Annotated in this window: 12 protein-coding genes; 5 read left to right on the top strand and 7 right to left on the bottom strand. The window is 54.4% G+C overall.

The features are described from left to right. Positions 1-104 precede the first annotated feature (104 nt). From BLW71_RS00235 to BLW71_RS00215, 5 genes are all read left to right on the top strand, one after another. Entirely contained in the window at positions 105-1,337 is a 1,233-nt protein-coding gene (locus tag BLW71_RS00235) for a tyrosine-type recombinase/integrase (protein ID WP_091792522.1), read from the top strand. A 67-nt stretch (positions 1,338-1,404) separates the two neighbouring features. Further along, positions 1,405-3,444: a site-specific integrase gene (locus tag BLW71_RS00230; protein WP_143048269.1), complete on the top strand. Its 2,040-nt coding sequence runs from the start codon at positions 1,405-1,407 to the stop codon at positions 3,442-3,444. 29 nt (positions 3,445-3,473) lie between these two features. Then, positions 3,474-5,339 carry a site-specific integrase gene (locus tag BLW71_RS00225; protein WP_177204934.1) on the top strand — a complete coding sequence of 622 codons (1,866 nt, stop codon included), beginning with the start codon at positions 3,474-3,476 and terminating at the stop codon, positions 5,337-5,339. Continuing rightward, the gene (locus tag BLW71_RS00220; protein ID WP_091792519.1) at positions 5,332-5,787 is read left to right on the top strand and encodes a hypothetical protein; all 456 of its coding nucleotides are present in this window, start codon (positions 5,332-5,334) and stop codon (positions 5,785-5,787) included. Before BLW71_RS00225 ends, BLW71_RS00220 begins: the two co-directional genes overlap by 8 nt. 12 nt (positions 5,788-5,799) lie before the next feature. Then, positions 5,800-6,633, top strand: a complete 834-nt coding sequence (locus tag BLW71_RS00215) for a thymidylate synthase (protein WP_091792518.1) — start codon at positions 5,800-5,802, stop codon at positions 6,631-6,633. A 280-nt stretch (positions 6,634-6,913) separates the two neighbouring features. Here the strand turns inward: BLW71_RS00215 and BLW71_RS00210 are convergent, their stop codons facing one another. From BLW71_RS00210 to BLW71_RS00180, 7 genes are all read right to left on the bottom strand, one after another. Further along, complete coding sequence (locus BLW71_RS00210) at positions 6,914-9,070, bottom strand: AAA family ATPase (protein ID WP_177204933.1); 2,157 nt, start codon at positions 9,068-9,070, stop codon at positions 6,914-6,916. Positions 9,071-9,075: 5 nt separating this feature from the next. Then, positions 9,076-9,798: a hypothetical protein gene (locus BLW71_RS00205; RefSeq protein WP_091792516.1), complete on the bottom strand. Its 723-nt coding sequence runs from the start codon at positions 9,796-9,798 to the stop codon at positions 9,076-9,078. Further along, on the bottom strand, positions 9,795-11,780 hold the full coding sequence (locus BLW71_RS00200) for an SIR2 family protein (RefSeq protein WP_091792515.1): 1,986 nt from the start codon (positions 11,778-11,780) through the stop codon (positions 9,795-9,797). Before BLW71_RS00200 ends, BLW71_RS00205 begins: the two co-directional genes overlap by 4 nt. Positions 11,781-11,849: 69 nt before the next feature. Beyond that, positions 11,850-14,219, bottom strand: coding sequence for an nSTAND3 domain-containing NTPase (locus tag BLW71_RS00195; RefSeq protein ID WP_091792514.1), 2,370 nt, complete (start codon positions 14,217-14,219; stop codon positions 11,850-11,852). A 74-nt stretch (positions 14,220-14,293) separates the two neighbouring features. Next, a complete protein-coding gene (locus BLW71_RS00190) occupies positions 14,294-17,407 on the bottom strand; it encodes a type I restriction endonuclease subunit R (protein ID WP_091792513.1) in 3,114 nt (1,037 codons plus the stop codon). Positions 17,408-17,508: 101 nt separating this feature from the next. Then, positions 17,509-18,879, bottom strand: a complete 1,371-nt coding sequence (locus BLW71_RS00185) for a restriction endonuclease subunit S (protein ID WP_091792512.1) — start codon at positions 18,877-18,879, stop codon at positions 17,509-17,511. After that, on the bottom strand, positions 18,876-20,714 hold the full coding sequence (locus BLW71_RS00180; RefSeq protein WP_091792511.1) for a type I restriction-modification system subunit M: 1,839 nt from the start codon (positions 20,712-20,714) through the stop codon (positions 18,876-18,878). The genes BLW71_RS00185 and BLW71_RS00180 overlap by 4 nt, the downstream gene beginning before the upstream one ends. Positions 20,715-20,849: the final 135 nt, after the last annotated feature.

The raw sequence follows: 20,849 nt of genomic DNA, 5'->3' as shown, positions 1-20,849 counted from the left end.
TTTTAGCCATTTCATCAGTCTGATGTACAATCGGCCGAGGACACTTTCTGGATAGACGACGTGCGACCGCTTTTGCCTGTACCCACAGATGTTTGGAAATACCTATGACACGTACAGGTGCCCTCGAGGCGCAGTTTGTAGTGGTGCGATACAGCGACTCGCCCATGACTGTGCTTTCCAGTGGCGACACTTTTGATGCGTCGATTCCCAAAAGCAGCTACCCCATATTCAGCGTCGTGGACTCAAGCGGGGCTGTGGTGAAATCCATGCATGGGTGGTTGCGTTCGTTGAGTGCTGTAATTGGACTGACTGTCGGGCACGACACTGTCGTGCTATACGGCCGCATCCTTTCGTATCTTTGTCGCTGGATGGAAAGGCGCCAGTTGTATCCAAACCTCACTATCGACGAACAACTGCCCCTCTTGAGTCGTCAGGACATCGCCGCCTGGCTCGACGACATGAAAGAGCTCGGAGCAGAAAGCCACTTCACGCTGCACACCCGAGAGGCTTGCGTAAAGAATTTTCTCGAATGGTTGACAACAATCGAGGCGGGACGTCTTAGAGACCCGGCGGATTCGCCCTACGGTCGCAACAACAGCCTTCGGTACATCGTCGCCACCCCCAATGCGCGCAGTCCCAAATTTGTCTCTACTGAAATCGTTATTGAGCTTCTGAACGGGATGCACAACGAATGCGAAAGGTGCATGTTTCATGCGCAGTACGACATGGGATTCAGAATCACCGAAGTGACTCGGCTGACTTTAGGCGACATCCCCGACGACACAATGTACAACCCGTCTCTTGAGTTCATCCCGGTCTGCGCGAAGCGCGTTAAGGGGCGCGGCGGTCAAACTCCGGAGAAAATTACTTTAATTTCGCGCGCTGTTCTCAAGCGAATCAAGCGATACCACAGTACTCCAGAGTACAAACTCGCGCCCGACTGGGACATTCACGACCCTAGCAAGCCCGCATTCCTCACCGTCAATCAGTTGCCTTGGGACACAAGAAATGCTTCCAAGCAATTCAAGAATGCCATTCGCAGAGTTGGCCTGACAGACCAGATGTCAACACACTGGATGCGCCACGGTACCGCCTATTCGGTGCTGCGCTCCGATATGGGAAAAGATTACCAAGACAGGATGCTGATTGTTCAGCAGATGCTTGGTCATGCGCAGCTCACCACAACCGAGATATACACGCAGATTCCGCCCTCAATGTTGCAAGCACTGACCAAAGCCGGAAGCGCAATCAATCGTCTGGGAGAGGCCGAGACGATTCGAGAGAAGACATTCTTGGGTCATTTGCAGCATATCGAAAGACGAGGCCATCGTGCTTGACGAGCCTGTGCGTCTTCATCAGCCCCCCAAGCCGACGATGCGGGACCCATATGCACAGGTCAAGTGGATGTTCTTCCAACTCGAAGCCGAATACGAGACAGTGACCGCGAACGGAATTCGTTACGCAAAGAACAAGTACTTGAAGTTCGTAACTGAAACCAACGCATATTACGACGACCTGGAGTCCGACAAACGCTTCTATCTCACCGCTCACTGGGAAGCCGATGCTTTAATCCGTTTCAACAAGTGGTTGAACGCGCAGGCACTAGCGAGCAAGACGCGTTACAGCATCTATAAGTCAGTCCGGCAAGTTATGGACATGGCCTATGCGCTTCGAGTCATCGACACGGTGGTCTATCATGCACCGATGTTTAAAGGTGTGTCAGAGACGAAGCAGAGGTCAGCCTACGCCGAAGACGAACAGGAAGTCATCAACGCAGCGGTCGCTCGGTGGATTGGCTTGGCTAATAGCGCTCTCAATGGTTATACGCCTACAGGTGCAGGCATTCCGTATCGCAAACGCGAGATGGCCTTTCCGCCCCTTGAGCTAGACGGTAGACACTACGGAATATCCGAAGCTGCCGAGCAGTTCGGGATTGCACCTGGAACGCTTTCACATCGAATTCGTCAGGGCTGGAGTTTTTGCCAGGCCATCGGATTGTCACCCCGCCCTTCATCAAAGGGTTTGCCCACTGCACTTTCAGTCGAAGATATTACGTACAACAGCATCAGCGCTGCGGGTAATGCATATGGCATTAGTAGTTCAGTCGTCGCCGTCCGATTGCGCCTTGGTTTCACTCCGGAACAGAGCGTTGGAATTGAGCCCCTTTATGTACGAAAAAACGATGACCGAGCGCTCCTGTGGATGTTCGAAAACGAGTTCGGCTGTGACGCGCTTGCGATGTATGAGGATTTTTCTCGTGTGCGGAATCGCCTGACGGCTGTCTGCACGATGAAGCGCCTGTCGACCCTCTTCATCCGATGGGGCGTCTGGCCTCATGTAGATGACCGGATAATCATGCCACTCGCTTTAGAGCTTAGTATGTTGACAGGCTTGAATGTCGAGGCGCTAAAGGAACTACAGGTCGATTCTTACCAGAAGGAACACACGCTCACTAGACAACCAGTCATTATCTACCACAAGCGGCGGTCCGGTAGTTCGACTCGCTCGGAGGATAGAGAGCTGCATTTGGAAGTGCTGGAAATGGAAGAGCACTATCTTGCTGATTCGGTTGTCGAGCGGGTTGAGAAGGTAGTCGGTCTTGTTCTCGCTCTCACATCGAAAATCAGAAATGACGCCCCTCCAGAAATTGCCCGGCGACTCTTCATTTTTGAGGACGTCGAACGCTCCCGAAGAGAGGGTAATCGTGCGGTCGTGGCGATAGAGCCCAAACGCAAGGTGCGGACTTGGTACGGGCGGTTCTGCTCCGGCGAAGGTCTATATCGCCTGTACGGCCGAGGCTTTAATTTCAATCTTGCACGGTGCCGCCCAACCCTTGCGACCAATCTGGTTCTGGCGGGGGCCAGCATGTTTGAGGTGCAGGTAGCGCTGGGACATGAAGGCATCGCGACTACCGCAACTTATCTGGATAGCCAGGGACTGCAACCTGTATTTAACCGCACCGTCTCGGAAGCTCTTCAGCGCATAGCCCAACGCTCCAAAGAACATATGAAGACCGACCAGACAGTCGCACAGGCTACGAAGCCTCGTATGACCGCGAGTTCGGACGGTTTCCTCGAAACCCTTTCCGGTTGCGGCTGCCGAGACCCTTACAATCCGAGCGCGAACGTGCGTGCTGTCACAAAGCATGTTGAGGGCTCCCCCTGTGCGCACTGGAACATGTGCATACGGTGCGACAGCTCAATCGTCACCGAAAAATCTCTCCCCAAGCTCATGGTCTATCAGGGGCGGGTCAATACGGCACTTCATGAAGACTCTCCCGCAATCCAAGGCAGGAAAGAGCTATATAAGGACACAGTCAAGCTCATTGACGGTCTCTTGGAGCCCGACGTGGTGTTTCCTGCATCGGTATTGCGGAGCGCCGAGCATATGGCGGCGACCATGGATGACCTGCTTGTGGACCATTTGATTTACCAAGGTATCTAGCCATGCCCATGTTCTCACGTGTCCCCACGGTGTCCGACGTCATCGAAGGACGAGCGGTTTTTAGAGATGACATGCCCGTCTGGTCCGGACGGTTTGGCGATGACATCTGGCCCTTCGTCGCCCCTGATTCCCCTCTATATAAAGGACCGACTACCTCTAGCTTTGTATGGCGAGACTACATTGACGGCAGAGGCACCACTCTCAGTCATCCGAACTCTGTTCACAAGGCAAAATATACTTATTGCCTGACCAAGCAGATAGTTCGCGACCTCAAAATTGCAGCGGTCATTTTTGGGAATTTTCCCAATTTGATAAAAGATGCGAAGACCGCCAAGGAGCAACTCGACCCCAAAACGGTGAAAGGACGCATCGACGACCTTGCGAAATTTTTTTCCTCGGTCATCCTGAAAGCGAAAGAGAAGCCCGAACTAGCCGTAGCGAGTCTCGCCGACATTCCTTTCTCGTTGGTGAAGGAAACCGTTGCGTCGTTCGCGGGTCGCCCGGAGCATCTAAAACGGGCGCTCAAGTTGATTTCGGACCCAAGCGTCCAGAAGAATCTTAGCGAGCCCTTGCAGTGGGGGCTCTCCGATATTACGGGAAGCTCGATTTCCTGGAGAAGTTCGGAAGACGAAGGCGGCATCCCCACGCTGTCTGACGCGCAGTTTCTCTATCTCCTTGACTATTGCAAAAAGGCCATTGTCGAGTTCAAGTCCGCAGCCGGCTTAGAAATGCATGACAGCGACTGTCAAGCGTTGGGTCGTTCTCTCGGGTCGGACTCGAGTCAATCGCGGAAGAGTGCGTTTGACAGCTATTATGGAGGTAGACGCGACGCGGTGGGCGGCAACGCCTTTCGCAACAAGCACGGCCTCGCAGCGTCCGAGCTACACCAAGTTATCAAAGAGGGCCATACCTCGGCCATGCTCCTTGTTCTCCTTTTTACGGGGATGCGCGCGACTGAAGTCGCCTACTTGAAGCGCAACTGTCTCAAACTAGAGCATGGTTACTGGTTCTTGGTTTCTAAGGAAGTGAAACAGCGCTCGAAAGATACGCCAATAAGCGAGGGGTGGTTAGCCATAGACATCGTTCGGGACGCGTACGACATCCTAATGTTTATCACGGCGAAAACGGGGAATGAATTCTTGTTTTCGTCGCCGTGGCTAGGGCAGAGTGACGGCAAGAAGGGCTACACCCATGGCGGCACACTCAACACTTTGTTCGCAAGATGGCTGCGAACAATCGATAGCCACGGCCTTTTCGTTGACTGGACGTTTTCTATCCACCAATGCCGCGAGACACTTGTCTCGCAACTGGCGCAACAGGAAGTCGGCCTACCATTCATCAGTATGCAACTGAAGCATTTCAGGAGCCAGTTCAGCGCTTTGCCCAACTCTGTGACGGCCGGGTATGGACAATACCGAAAGCAGTTGATGACGAGCATTTCAAACCGTCTGGCGGACGCCCGGGAAAGAGCTCTGTTGGACGTCTACGGCGAAGAGGCCAGATTTGCTGGTGGTGGCGCTGTGAAGCATAAGGCACGAATTGACGGTTTTTTCTCCGGCATGGGACTTTTCGGAGAACGGCGCGAAAAGTACATCAAGGATATGGCGAGGCGTGGCGTGAAACTGATGCCAACAAGTATTGGAAACTGCGGAAAAAATCTTGCCGCCCCGACAGATAGCATCCCGCCTTGCTACGGCGACTTCCAATGTGACCCGGACTGTCCGAGCCATTTGATTACAGACCGGGCAGCGAGAGCGCTCGTCGCGCGAAAAAATCATGCGATGGGTGAAGCAGAGCGCGAGACCAATCCGGCCTACAAGAAGGTCTGGTGGGGCTTGGTTCAGACCTTGGATAGGCACGTTGCCAAGCTAGAACGGGAGACTACTAATGTCTGACCAACGCCCACCCGAACTGACGAGTCATAACGCCGCTGAATCTGAGAAAAATGATAGGCTTATTCTGGATGCTCTGGCGCTCCTGGGCGACCCGATGAAGCGCGGAAAGCGCAAACCCATAGTTGCAGTGGTTTGCAAGATGACTGGGTTGTCGAGAAACACCATTCGCAACAGGACCTGGGCCCTCACAAAACTGAAAGAAATTAAGAAAAAGCTTAAAACCGATGCGGAACCTCAGGCGAACAGCCAACCCACGCCCGACCAGCCCGAAAACACACCCGACAAGCTCAGGGAACGAATCGGCCGCCTTCTCCAGCAGAACGTGTTGCTATACGAACACGTTCTTCAGCAGCAAGAGACTATTGCCCGCAAGGACAAGGAAATCGCTGGGCTCAAAGCTCGAAAGAACCTGTCAATCGTCCCACCTGTCGGTAGGACAAACGAATAACTGGACGTACACATGAAGCAATACCTCGAACTTCTTCGAGACCTGCTGGAAAACGGAGCCGCCAAAGGTGACCGCACGGGAACCGGCACAACATCTGTTTTTGGGCGGCAGATAAGGCACGACCTTTCGAAGGGTTTTCCGCTGCTGACGACAAAGAAATTGCATTTCAAGAGCATCGCCAACGAGCTCATTTGGTTTCTCAGCGGCGACACGAACGTTAGCTGGTTAAACGAGAATGGCGTCACCATCTGGAATGAATGGGCCACCGAAGACAACGAGCTTGGTCCGGTTTATGGCAAGCAGTGGACGGCTTGGCCTACGAAAGATGGTGGCACCATCAACCAGATTGATTACGTAATCGACACGCTTCGGAAGAATCCCAATAGTCGGCGAATTCTGTTTCACGGCTGGAATCCCGAGTTTCTACCGGATGAATCTATCAGCCCGCAGGAAAATGCCAAGCAAGGTCGGATGGCTTTGCCACCATGCCACTTGCTCTACCAGTTTTACGTGGCAGAAGGCAAATTGTCGTCAATGTTGTACATCAGAAGCTCAGATAGCTTTCTTGGACTGCCCTATAACATCGCCTCACTTGCCCTTCTCACCCACATGCTCGCCCAGCAATGCGACCTAGTGCCTCACGAGATTGTGGTCAGTATCGGCGACCTGCATGCCTATTCCAACCATATGCAGCAGATTCACACACAGTTGACTCGCGACGTCCGGGAGTTGCCGAAGCTTGAAATCAAGCGAAGGCCTGAATCGATTTACGGGTACAGGTTCGAGGATTTTGAATTGGTCGGCTACAACCCTCACCCGTCAATTGCCGCTCCCATCGCAGTCTGAGACGACGGGATGGCGTGATGGACGAGACAGCGCTCTGAAATCGCTGCCTCGTCCGTGACGGCCTCGCACTCGGTCTAACTACGTCAACCTCTTTCCAGAGTACTCGTTGAACTGCTCACCTGCCTCCTTAGGCTGAGAGCAATGCGGCATTCTGCCGCTGGTTCTGGCTTCATCAAGCAACGATTTCGTGCAAGCGATTGAGTACCGAATGTCAGAAGGTTGGGCAACTATTGGGCCGCTCATTTTCGTGGCTCCTTAGGTCGGGCCAGCTGAGTGCGCCTTAGTGCGTACGCCCGTGCAGTTGGGTTTGCAGCCAACGACAGATGCTCACTGGGTCGGGCGGTTCGGAATCGTTCGGCATCTTTGCATTGTATTCAACGATGGAGGGACCTCTGGCCGGCGTCCACTCTTCGATATGAATGACTTTCATCGATTTCCCAGGGGGGGGCAGTAAATAATCGATGAGATAGTTCGTCATCTGTTCATGATGACTGGTCAGGATGACCTGGCGGTGATATTGCTGAGATGTGCTGTACGCAAGCTGACGTAATATTCCTGCAGCTGGAATCAACTGCCCCATATCGAGAGCTGTCGTAAAGTCGTCAAACGCGATGAGTGGTGTCATCAGTCTATCTCGCAACGCATAACTAAGGCATACCGACCAGCTGATTGCCAATTGCGTTTTTTGCCCAGTAGAAAGCCCTTGGAAGTTGACGCCATTCCGTGAAACAAAGCTATACACGGTTGCCTTACTTCGTCCGGGATTTCGTGCGAGGCGTATGGGCAAAAAATCTTTCGGGAAGTGGAAGCGTGCCAATAATCTATTTAGAGTCAACAAAAGTTGTTCAAGCTGCCCACCATTCATCGCGGATGCCAAACTAAATATCCCGTCATTAGATAGGGCTTGCTTGAGCGTTCTCTCCGCTTCGACAAATGTCTTTTCGGCTTCTTTTAAGGAAGTTGCTTCTCGAGCACGGAGGGTCTCGGCTTCGATTGCACGTTCGATATTGGCCCAAGCGACAGTCGCCTCTTCGAGTGTCGCCAGCTGAGCGGCAACACGGTCGGTCCGAGACTCCTTATACCGCTCGGTGTCCAAGATGTCCTTGACCTGCCCTTTCAAGTCACCGATGGTTGTCGCAGATTGCACCCAAGGCTCTTCTTTCAACCCTTGAAGGACAGCTGCGCACGAAAGTTCATGCTGAAGCTGTGTGTCAACTTCGCCTAATTCCCTGACAATATCCGCTAGATGGAGGCGCTCTTCCTCTAAAGCGGAAGCGTACCTCGCGACGCCCGCGCGCAACAACGGCGTCTTTTCAACCGTGTCGCGCAGCCAAGTATGTAGTGCATGCACTCTCTCGTCATCAGGATGATGCCTGTCCATTTGTCCGAGCCATGGAGGGGCTACCTCCCCAATTTGCTCGAGCATGCGAGTGAGCGACTCCAGCGGAGAATCGAAATCACTTAAAAATCTATCCAGCTCACGTAGCCGTCGCTCAAAAGTCCTGTACTTATCTTGAGTTTCGCCTATTTTCTCTCTCCAAATCTGCTCGGATTTGGCGTCCACCGGGAGGCTCACTGGAGCATCGCTAGCTCTCGGATAAATGGGCAACTCACGAGCCCAAAAGAACGGAGCGTCGGCCGAGAATTCAAGACGATTCTCGAGCGCAGCGATAAGATTATGCTTCGATTCTGGACGCCCGGACGAGTGTGCAACGTTGTTCCTAAGAATTTTTAATAGTTGAGCCAGCTCGGTTAGAGTTGTCGCTACATCAGTGGAGGGCGTGGAGCTACTCCCAACAATCGAACCGATTGTTGCGACCAAATTGCGAAGCTGACTCTCCCAATGATTAGCCAAATTATCTTGCGTCAGCAACAGGCTCTGTACATCACGAATGTTCGCTGTCCACTCAAACGCATCCACATCTAGCGCGGCGCGCGCGTTCTCAAAGCGTCGAGCTGCTGTCCGTCGCGCACTCTGTGTGTCCGCAACGCGTGCTACCAGTTCCTTCCTGTGTCGCGCGATTTCGTCTACCGCGCTTTGCAAAGCGGGCTTAATCTCGACCCACGCACCGGCCTGTGGCTCGAGAATGCTCAAGACATCACTTGACGACTCAGGGGAATCGATTGAGTCGGCGATAAAGAAATGAGCCCGCTCTAGCAGGTCTGCATGCAAGACAGGGGGCGGCGGCATCATCAGGTCAATCTTCTTGGCAAAAGCTCCAGTCGTTTCCAGCGTCCCGGAGCTGGCACCCTTCGTTAAAGTCGCCCCAAGTTTTTCAAGCGAGGACGTCTGACCATTTAACAACAAATTGAGTGCAAGCAAGAGGCTCGTTTTTCCGACACCGTTCTTTCCAGAAATAAGCACCAAGTCAGCGTCAAGGTCAATTTCGTGTGTACCGACAAACCCCCTGAAATTCTCTAACTTCAGTTTTTGCACAGGTCTCATAGTCCATCCTTTGTTGCGGCCTTTGTTTGCGGGGCTGTCGGTGATTCAGCTAACGCTTTCAAGGCGCGAGGGAGGACCTCATGCGCCACCCAACGATTGACCGCGCGCTCCACCCGACCTTGCCCGACTGGTTCGCCCGCTCTCAATAGTCCCGTTTCACTGAGGGATTCGACGATGTAACCACCCAACACTCGCGTGGAGTTGCTCTTCTCCGTCTGCAAACGTTTATTAACGATATCGAGGTAGTCTGCGTCGGTCAAAGTTCGAAGCTTGTAATTGCTTACGTGAGCGGCCTCGACATCTGTCAGCATCCTGGCATACTGCGCGGCATCTGCTATTCCGACGCTTCGAAAGGCTGCTGGTGTAAATGGCTCGATGAAGAACGTGCCACGAATCCAGTCCTGGTCTCCGGCCAGCTTGTGCCACGCGTCGTAGTTCGCTTCGTCACAACTAACAATTAGAGTTAGCGGAACCTGCATTCCAAATGACGAAAGCGCGTCCAAAAGGTCACATATTTCGTCTCGCAATGCGTCTCTTTTCTGGATTCCGCTCTCGCCCTCTGCGGGTGCGACCGTACCAACGGCCTGCAGCACAGCTGCAATCGGGGATATCGTTAGCCGGTCCCAGGCGAGCCATTCGAACGCGCGCAGGCTGAATTGATTTGCATCGCAAGCTGCAGCGCCGGGGGCTATAGGGAATGAATGTTCTGCCAGCATCATAGTCCTGATGTAACTGCGTTCAGCTCAAGGAACGGATTTGTCCGAACGCTCGCGTCCAGTCTCCGCCGATATTTAGTCGGAAAATGGGCTGCGTCTTTGACCCTTCGACTTAAATCGCGGTAGCTCTTGAGTGGCATGTCCGGCGGGAAAAGCGCTTTCCAGTCCAAGCGTATCAAGGTCACCGGACTTTGTCCTTGTGCGCTGACAGCAAACGTCCGGCGCTCCAGGTCAACAAGGGGATTTGCCCCTGCCCCCAGCACAAGCTCCAATCGCTTCGCCCCACGGCTAGAATTGCCTACTTGCGGCAATTGCCCACTTGTGGACGTAAGAGTGCGGCTAACGAATATGGAGGTCGGTGTCGGGACGCCGCTTTCGCCGGGTACGTAAATTGGCACTTCTAGAACGCTTCCGCCACGAAGGACGACCTGCTGCCAATCGTCGGGCATTGCTCCCAAACTTGAAGCTTCTCGCAGCAAGGCGAACAGTAGCACCAATTCCGTGAAGAAACTTCCATGGTCTGACAGCGCTGTATAGCGATTCAAACTGTCGAGCTGACCGAGGAGATGAGTGACGCAACGAGTCAGTTGGGGCGGTCGCGCGTGAGGCGCAGCGTCTTTCGGGGTAAGTTCCGTGAGCCAATGTGCCTCGCTAGCCCCCGGTAACATCCGTGACGCGACATTTCCCTCCAACCCCTGAGCGATTGAGCTGAGCCAACTATTGGCGTACGGGATAGTCGCCGTAAACGCCGCACTGTTTGTCGCCGCCGCGTTACGCAACTCCCGGACGAGCAATTGGCCAAAGACCGCCTGAAAGACGTCCGCCCAGAGTTCATCTGCCGTCAGCCCTTTTGCCGCCCGCGCTTGACCGCTGCCCAATGCTTGACTTCTGCTAGGCCGCTGCAACGGTCCAATAAGGAGTTCGTCGCCGCCCGTCGAATTTCCAGTCAACCAACTCGAGAACCCGTAGGCAAGCTGCATCTGTGGAAAGCTCGGATACGGCTCGTACATCGTCACGATTGGGGCGTTTTCCGACGCCAACAAGTCATCGCTCCCCCAGCCTTTCGGTTCACTGTCGAAGCCCGCAAATTCCTCTAACACTTGTTGTAGCGTGTGAACCACTTGCGGTTCGTCGCTGCCGAAGCCGATTGTGACAAGGGACGCCATGCGTATCTTCGTCCGAAAAAAATCGGCAGCCCAACGTCTAGCCCGCCAATCCTGAAGCTGTGACGCGGTAAGCAAAATGTCCGTTGCGTGACTTTGACGTTCCCGTAGTCGGGCGGCGCAGCCATTGATTTTGAATACTTTCAATGGATGGCGCGTGTCTTCGCCCGCCACCCATTTGGCGCTGTCGGCGGCGCCAACGGCGAAGCTCTTGAGGTCGTAAATAGCGCAGATTGGTCCGATTTCAGGCGAACGCGAGTTTGACCATGTCTCGCGATACGCAGTCTCGAGATTGCAATCATAATTTGTAGTGACGAATTCGGTTATAAGTCCCTCACGCGCGAGAAATGCGAGGTGAAAATGCGCCGATGTTGGGTCTAGGTCGGCGAACTGGTCAATGTGTAGTGCTTTGACGAGTTCCGTGTACGTTTCCTTCCTGTTTGGGCCACCACGCTCCCAAAGGAATGCTTCACATGCTTTTGTTAGCGCACGACTCTGTTTTGCTTCTCGCAGTTCGCACATCGGACAGGTACCGCTGGCCAAATCCAATCGTTGCCGAATATTGTCCGCAAATGCCAAAAAACACGATTGACACAGTGCGACGGCGTCTCCGGCAGCTCTCGCAGACTTCGAAAGGCGTTCGATTCGCATGTCGACGGTTGGGCTAACAACCTTCCCGAGCATTTCCCACACCGAGTGCCCGTTCCATTCTTTGCCGTTTTTGGTAGAGGTCATTGAGATGCCAGCGCCGATAAGAGGTACGCAGCGCTTCCTCAATATCCGGTCAACCAGATATTCAAAGGCGTTCCTAGACGATTTCACTATTTTCCTTTTGAGTGTGGAGGCGCGTAGGGGAATTGTTCTTACTCCGCCCGAACCGATTAGGGGAGACTAGCGGTTCAGCAGTTCGCTAAAAAGCAAATCGAAATCCTCAACATCCTCGTCGTAGTCGGTTTTTGCCCCGTAGCGCAATTGCTCCGCGTCGGAGTCTTCTTCCACCTCTTCGTCGTCTTGTGACTCTAGGTCGTCTGCGCGCCGCTCAAGCTGCGCTATCTCCATGCTCATGTCAATTTCGAGACCTGCCTCAACCTTCTTGAGTTCTTTCACGCAATATCGAAGTTCGTCTGGGTCTTCCTCTTCACCAAGAGACATTGCTACCGACGCTCTTGCGGCGTCAGCTACTGCATGCCTTTCTTCGTCGCCAAACGGTAGATTATCTGATATGCAACCTCTGGTCAGGCTTTCGAGAACAGACATCTGAAGCGTACCGAGCTGAGGGTCATCGAAGATACCAAGGAGCGCCAGTCGATAGCAACGATTCGACTCGCGCACATGCCAGGAAGACCACCCGCTTTCGCTTTCAATCCATCGTTGTATTCTGGCTGCGTCCATAGCACCAATCACATCGTGCAAAGTGTCTTGAAAGATTCCTTTCCATGCCTCGACCGTAAGGAGTTGCTTTTCAAGGGCCTGCGTATGCGCATCTGGCAATTTGGCCTTGGAGTCAATCTGTAGGTGACGCAGCGTTATTGCCGACAGCCTAGTGGGCTCAACCATCCATACTGTCCGTAGCATATTGTGACTCGAGTACCTGTAGCTAAGGAAACGTCGGTGCGCCTTGTCTTCTACTAGCCGCAGCTGCTGTCGTAGCTTTAACCAAAAAGTCGCGCCTAGGTCGTTCCGTGATTTCCCGGCATCAAACAAGGTGTTGACTTGGTCAATGCAGATAACTGCGGGCAGGATGATGCTTAGCCACGTCGGCTCATCTGATACTAGCTGACGCACAAACTCAGCGACCGAAGGATTTTGAAACTGAGCGATGTGAAAATCGCGAGCACTCCAGTTCCCCCCCGCAAATCGTCCGGTTTGGATAAAATTTCCATCAACTTGCTTTATTGCGTCGTTGAACTGCACTGCAAGAGCTTCCGGCGATATGCCGGGATTCAGCAAGGAGACGCACTTGCGAAGAAACGAAATTTCTGTGTGGCCTCCGAAGCTCCAAAGACAGGCCAGAAGATGCTTAGCAATTCCGCTGATATGTCGGTGGAACGGAACCGACCACAACTTCGCTGGATTTTTGAATTCCGCAGCGACATACGTAACGTATTCGTCGTCATTCATCGAACGACTGTTAGCGTAACTACTGATTGCTTCGACGACCCGAGGGTTGAAGTGCTTATGCTTGACTATGTCCCGATAGACACCCGTTTGGACGAACTTTTGAAGTCGTTCGTCAGGCAAGTCGGAAAAATATAAGTGATTGAATAGCATTCTTGCTCTGTGCGTCTCAGTATAGTCTGCAAGCGAAATGGTGCATTTGACCAGCTCGCTTGCTCGCATATCAAACGCGCCGTGCACGCGCTTCGCGTCTTCAAGAATGTATTCTCTTGTTGTTAGGACAAAACGTAGATTGGACGAGGCCCTCACTTTATCTAACAACGTCATCAACGACGCATCTTCGTTTTTTTCAAAGCGTCTCGAATCGAACGCGTCCAGCCCCAAGAAGTCGTCGTAAACAATGAATAGCTTTCGTCGTTCATCACGTGCCTGATGAACAAGCGTCCATGCGTCTTCAATATTGCCGGATATCATCACTGGTTCGAACCCGTTGCCCATGTAGTGACACATAAGCATCCGCGCGAGGGTCGTTTTCCCGATGCCGGGATTTCCGGCTATCACCGCGTGGTGATGCTGATGCAGCAAGTCCAGCGCACGAGTCAAACCATTGTGGACAACAAGCTTGCTTAGTTGTCTTCGCGTTGCATCAACTGTGGCGTCAGTGAACGCAAAAATTCTGGCATGCAATACACTTTCTAAAACTTCCGTACTACTAATCCAAAGTTTGAAATGCGCCTTTAGGACCTCGGGGTGTTCACGGAGCAGACCGTTCAATTCGTCTGGTCCAAATATATCACCGGGCGACTGACACCAAGGCCGCAGCAGTTCGATGAGGACGTCCTTGTTCAGCGGTGTCAATCCAACCGAAGTTGCCAATACGTAACGATGTGGTCGCAACTTCGCCAGCTTCGGAAGCTCTAGTTTGAGGCTTCGCAAAAGTTCAGGAAGCTTATGAGGCGCATAGCGTTTGCATTGGACAACGGTATCTCCCTCATCGGCCGCAGCGCGACTAAGGCGCAAGTCGATGCCACCGTCCTTTCCAGCCTTGAATGATTCCAACCGTCGGCCCCAGCTTCGTGACAGAAGGTCGGCTACAAGACTTTCAAAATCTCCCGGACTAAGTGTGGTGAAGTCGTATGACATAAATTTCGCGTGGTCGATTATCGAACCTATACCGTCGTCCGTCGCTTACCTTTGCGGGCGAGCTCTATTCAGCTTTAGGCAGCCGTCCCTTCGGCGCTGTTTGACTTGGCGCGCAACGCTTCGTACAACTGCGCTGGCCCAAGCAAAATGTCCTTGAGCCCTTCGCGCACTCGCTCAGAACCAAGTGCCTGAGTGCTCATGGCGCTGTGCGCTTCGAACGCATCCATGATGGCGTGAAGCAACGCATTTTTCAGGTCCGGTGAGCTTGCAAACTGCTCCTTGCTGTTGCTCATCGCCTGCTGCACCAAGGTAGCGTTTTCCAGCAACTTGCCCTTGATGACGCCGTTGACGTACACGAGCTGGTCATCGTCCGTGAGCTCGCCTTCGAACAGGCCATTGACCTTCTCGATTATTTCGTCGAGAAACGCTTGCTGTTTATCCTGAACGGAACCGCTTCCGACAGCATCCATCGGCGGCAGCTTTGGCGATTCACCATGCCCGAGATTCAGCGTTTGTCTGCCGGTGTTTCGCAAGTTATGGTGAGTCAACACCACTTTGGAAAGGTCGACCGCGTCGCGTTCACGGCCGAACTCCAGCAGCGGTCCCAGCCGCTTGAAGAACAGGAAGCGCTTTTCAATATCGGTATTGCCGTAATCGAAAATCTGGGACAGAAACGCGTACAGGCGGATGAATGCGCCCATATCATTTTTGAAGAGAACGAGCGCGTCGAGGGCATCTTTTGCAGCCTGAGCGGCCTTGTCGTCATGTTGCTCCTCGGCATAAGTTCGCTCCTGCCACGTGGACTTGTAGCGCTTAAGCAAGCGGTTCGCGACGGGAGCGATTGCCGCGTCCAATTGCGCCTGAGTTCCTTTCGGGTCAAGGTCAACCTTTGCTACCCGCTCGACCTCAAAGTCATCGTAGTTGCCGCTCGCGTCGAGCTTGGCCCGTAGGTCGTAGACCTTGTGCGGGTCCGTTGTCGCTTCGAGTTCTGCGGTCTCGTAATAGGTCTTGAACGCCTTCAGAATTTCGCCGGCGTCATTGACGAAGTCGAGAATGTAGGTGGTGTCCTTGCCCAGATACGCGCGGTTCAGGCGCGAGAGCGTTTGTACCGCCTGAATACCGCCCAGCATCTTGTCGACGTACATGCCGCACAGCAGCGGCTGGTCGAAGCCGGTCTGAAACTTGTTGGCCACGAGCAGGAGGTGGTAGCTGGGTTCGCTGAACGCGTCCCGGATGTCGCGACCCTTGAGCCCGGGATTCAGTTCCTTGCTGGTCTCGGACACCGGCATTGGAAAGGTCTCGAGGTCGTCGATTTCGCCGGAGAATGCAACAAGCACGCCAAGCGGATAATTCTGTTTTTCGATATAGGCGCGAATCGCCTTCTGCCAGCGCACCGCTTCCTTGCGGCTGGCCACAACTACCATCGCCTTCGCGCGGCCGTCGAGCAGTGGCTGCACATTCTCGCGATAGTGCTCGACAACGACCTGAACCTTCTGCGATATGTTGTACGGGTGCAGCCGGACCCACTGCATGATGCCTTTCATCGCAGTGCTACGCTCGACCTGTTTCTCGTCGAGCTCGTGACCGTCGTGTGCGAGTTTGAAGGCGAGCTTGTAACTCGTGTAGTTCTTGAGGACATCGAGGATGAAGCCTTCCTCGATTGCCTGGCGCATCGAATACACGTGGAATGGTTGCGGTAGGCCGTCCGGGGCGGGACGACCGAAGAGCTCAAGGGTCTTCTGTTTCGGCGTCGCCGTGAAAGCTACGTACGTCAAGCCCTTTGCGCCGGTGCGCGCTTCCATTTGGGCGGCGAGCAGCGCTTCCGTGTCGATTTCGCCTCCGTCCTGCAATGCATTCCACTCCTCGACTGACAACAGTTGCTTCAGTTTCGAGGCTGCTTCGCCCGTCTGCGAACTGTGCGCCTCGTCCGCGATGACGGCAAAGCGCTTGCCCTCGGTGGCGGCCAGCTCCTGCACGGCCTGCAACGCAAACGGAAAGGTCTGGATGGTACAGACAATAATCTTCTTGCCGTCTTTCAGCGCCTGGCTGAGTTGGGCGCTTTTGCTGCCGTGCTCGTTCGTGATGGTGGCAACCACGCCGGTGGTGCGCTCAAAGTCGAAGATAGCTTCCTGCAGCTGCGCGTCGAGAACTGTACGGTCCGACACGACCAGCACACTGTCGAACATCTTATTGTGTTCAGCATCATGCAGGTCAGCAAGGAAGTGCGCCGTCCATGCAATCGAGTTGGTCTTGCCGGAGCCTGCGGAATGCTGGATAAGGTAGCGCTCGCCCGCGCCCCTAGCTAGCGCGTCGGCAACCAATTTGCGGGTCGCATCAAGCTGGTGGTATCGGGGGAAGATGACGCTCTTGAGCTGTTTCTTGTCGTCGCGTTTGCCAATCAGATAGCGGCCTAGAATCTCGAGCCAGCTCTCGCGAGCCCAGATGTCTTCCCACAGGTAGGCGGTGGCAAAGCCACCTGGATTCGGTGCATTTCCGGCCGCGCCCTCGTTGCCCCGGTTAAAGGGTAGAAAAACGCTCGAGGGGCCAGCCAACCTAGTGCACATCATGACTTCGCTCTGGCTGACAGCAAAATGCACCAGCGCACCGCCGGGGAAGCTGAGCAGCGGCTCGACTATGCCTGCTTTGGGATGCGGGTGCCGGTCGAAGCGATACTGGTCCACTGCGTCCTGCACACTCTGCGTGAAGTTGGACTTCAGTTCGACCGTGGCAACCGGAATGCCGTTGACGAATAGCACGAGGTCCAGTTCTTCTAGCGGGTTGTTCGGCGAATGCCGCACTTGGCGCACGACGCGCAAGCGGTTTGCTGCGTAGCGCTGCAGAATGGCTGGGTTGATGGCGAGCGACGGTTTGAACTGCACCAGTGACAGCGGCTCCTTCAGACCCAGCATCTCCACGCCGCGCCGCAGGACGTCGAGAGTGCCGCGCTCATTCAGACTCTTGCGCACCCGGTCGGCAAGCCGGTCACTCACGGCCGGACCGTGCGTCTTGGTTAGGCGCTGCCAGGCGGCGGGCTGAGTTTCTTCAACCCACGCCAGCAGGTCGGGAAGATAGACGGCGTTCGGGCGGTCGTACCGCGCCGCATCACCCTCTGCGTAGAGCCAGCCGTTGGCACCCAGGTGCTGGCAGATTTCCGCCTCGAAGTGGTGCTCCTGGTGCAGGTTGCTCATGCGTTACCCCGGAATGGTCTGTTCTTGTTGTGTGGCGCGTTGGCAAGTCTCACGAGTCGTCACCTCGTCGTGGGCGGAAAGGCGAAACGAGCCGACGACGTTCATGCTGCGGCTTCCAGCGCAAGAGACTGCCCGCGCACGTCGATTTTGCCAGTGACGGCAGCGGAAATAAGGGCGCTACGCCGCTCCTTCAGCAGTTCTACAGCGCGTTCCGCTTCGGTTTTCAGGGCATCAAGCTCAACAACATTCCGCTCGATATGGCCCACAATTGCCGCTTGCTCATCAAGCGGCGGCAAGCACAATCGAACCTGCCCGATTTTGCTGCCTTTGATACCTAACGCGGTAGAGCCTGTCGCCAGCTGCGCTAGATTGAACTGGCAAGCGTCTCCCATAATCCAGAATTTGAGAAAACGATTGTCTAGATGAGTGCTCTCTCCTCTGAACTTTATGACACGCTGAGCCAAAGCGATATCTTCGCGGTCCACCAACGCAACTTGTCCGAGGGGCGCCTCGGTCGTAAATAGCACGTCCCCGACTTTGGGGAGACCTCGTCTCATGACTTCGTCGTATTCTGCAGTCCCGATGTACTCTTTCGACGACTCGTAATCAATGACGCCGTCTCGAATGTTTTTGGCCGTAACCAAAAAAACGCCCTCATCAACCTTGGTGGGAGTGCGGCCCCGGTAATCCACAACGGATTCAAGATACTTCGTGAGACCGACGACCTCCCAATGCACCGGTACGTCGCCTAGCCATGCCACACCCGAATCCTTCTTTGGCGCGTCCGGATTGAGGCCTCGGGCCACCGCGTGCGAGATGACGGCTTGCCGCTTTTCTGCCAGCAGGGTGAGGAGCTTTTCCTGCTCTGAAATCAGAGTATCAATCATGCTGGTTTCGCGGTCGAGGAAAGCAGCGATGGCCAATTGCTCTTTGAAAGGTGGCAGAGGTACGGGTAGCTCGAGAATTACGGATTGTCCGATATTGAGCATCGAGCTGCTTGCGCCAGTAGCCGCTAATTCGATTTGCCCCCTGACTTCTTCGATGCCGAGGTAGCAGGACAAGAAATGCGGCGTGCATTGCTCGCTCTGCAAACGAAGCCGATACAGCTTGTCACATAGCAAAAGATTTCTATAGTCCTTCGTGGCCACGGCCGCGCTACCAACCAGCTCCCGCGTGTTGGCGCGAGAAATTAGCAAATCCCCTTGCGCAATACCGAGTTCGGGGATTGCCGTTAGCTCGGAAGGCAGTTTCTTGTTCTCGAGCGGGTTGAACACTCCACCGTTCACGCAGCCGACTTTAAGAACGCCCCACTCATCTTCGCCATCAACCGCCCAATTCTCGCACTGTGGGCTCCAGCCCTGTTCGATTGAGCTAACTAGCCTCTTAACACGCTTCACATTCCAATGCTGCGGCACCTCTGCGAGCCACTCGTGGCCGCTGTCCTTGTATTCTCGATAGCGTGACAAGCTCATTCCGCCAGTTCCTCAAGCATCCTCATGATATTGGCCGACACCGCCTTCAATTCTTCGTCAATCGTGTGCAAGTCGCGCGGTGGCTCGAACACGTAGAAATGTCGGTTGAAGGGAATCTCGTAGCCTATCTTGCTCTTTTCGTCATCAATCCACGCGTCGGGCGCATGAGGCAGCACTTCCCGTTTGAAGTAAGCGGCGATGTCTTCGGAAAGCGGTACGTTCTCGGCGTCGCGCAACGCACTATCCGGTTGTGGCTGGCCTTTCTGTTTTCCCTTCAGGCCGAGCATGACCTTACCATTCCCGTCCCGTAGCGGCCGCTCAATAGTAATCGTCGTGAAGCCAAAGTCTTCGTTCCTGAATACTCGCGAAATTGGTGTCGACTTCAACTTGCCGCCAGCAGGCACTTCCGGCGCCCGCCCGCCACCAAGCATGACCCACCGGGAAAGCTCTTTGCCCTCGACATCCACGACGGTAGCCAGTTCAGCCTCGACGAAATCTCCGAAGAGCCGGGTAACAGTCGCAATATGCTCTTCGGACATCTCTTTGCGCTTGCTGCCCAAGCTTTTGCGCATCTTCTGCCAGAAGCTGGACGCGTCGATAAGCTGCACGTAACCCTTGCGGTTCTGCGGCTTTTTGTTCGACAGAATCCACACGTACGTCGCGATGCCGGTGTTGTAGAACATGTCGGTCGGCAGGCCGATGATGGCCTCCACCAGGTCGTTCTCCAGCACGTAGCGACGGATTTCGGACTCGCCAGAGCCAGCACCACCGGTAAAGAGCGGCGAGCCGTTCAGCACGATGCCGAAGCGGCTGCCGCCTTCCTGCGCGGGGCGCATCTTCGAGAGCAGATGCATCAGGAATAACATCGAGCCGTCAGACACACGGGGCAACCCAGGGCCGAAGCGGCCATCAAAGCCCTTCTCTTCATGCTCCTTGCGCACCGCCTTTTCGACCTTTTTCCACTCCACGCCGAACGGCGGATTCGAGAGCATGTAGTCGAACTTGCGTCCGCTGTGACCGTCGTCCGACAGAGTATTGCCGGCAACGATGTTCGTGACGTCCTGGTCCTTGATGAGCATGTCCGCCTTGCAGATGGCATACGACTCATCGTTCAATTCTTGGCCAAACATCGTCAAACGGGCTGCCGGATTGTGGTCGAGCAGAAATTCGCCTGCTACCGACAGCATGCCGCCAGTCCCTGCGGTCGGGTCGTAGATTGTGCGCACGACGGCGTTACCAGGCGTAAGCACATCGTCGTCCTCGATGAACAGCAGGTTCACCATTAAACGGATGACCTCACGCGGGGTAAAATGCTCCCCGGCCGTCTCGTTCGAGATTTCCGCAAACTTCCGGATGAGTTCCTCGAACACTAAACCCATCTGCGTGTTATCTACGGCCGAAGGGTGCAAGTCGATGTTTGCAAACTTCTCCGTGACCAGGTATAGCAGGTTGGCTTTTGCCAGTCGTTCCACCTGGGTGTAAAAGTCGAAACGTTCAAAGATGTCTCGCGCGGCGGGCGAAAATGCTTGGATGTATGTATACAGGTTCTGCCGGATATGGTCCTGGTCACCCAGCAGCTTCACGAGGTCGAGCGGTGAGGTATTGTAGAACGACTGTCCGGCTTTGCGCGTGAGGAATGGGTCCGGGTTCAGCCCTGCCTTCGTCTTTGCGTCAAATTCAGCTAGTACTGCCGCCTTCGTCGGCTCAAGCACGCAATCGAGACGTCGCAGTACGGTAAATGGCAGGATGACGCGTCCGTACTCCGATTGCTTGTAATCGCCACGTAGCAAGTCAGCTACGGACCAGATGAAAGAAGACAAGGCCTGATGGTTCATTTTTTCGATACCTATCCCGCTACTACTTGTTGGCTTGTCGACCGCCCCAGTCGGACGGTGATTTGGCGTTGCCGTAATTAACGGCAGGAAATGCCGGTGATTTTAACTCCCATCGGGGCAAGCCGACGCGAGTGT

The sequence above is a fragment of the Burkholderia sp. WP9 genome (genome assembly GCF_900104795.1).
In the GTDB taxonomy this organism is placed as follows: domain Bacteria; phylum Pseudomonadota; class Gammaproteobacteria; order Burkholderiales; family Burkholderiaceae; genus Paraburkholderia.
This window is presented reverse-complemented; position numbering and strand designations above follow the sequence as displayed.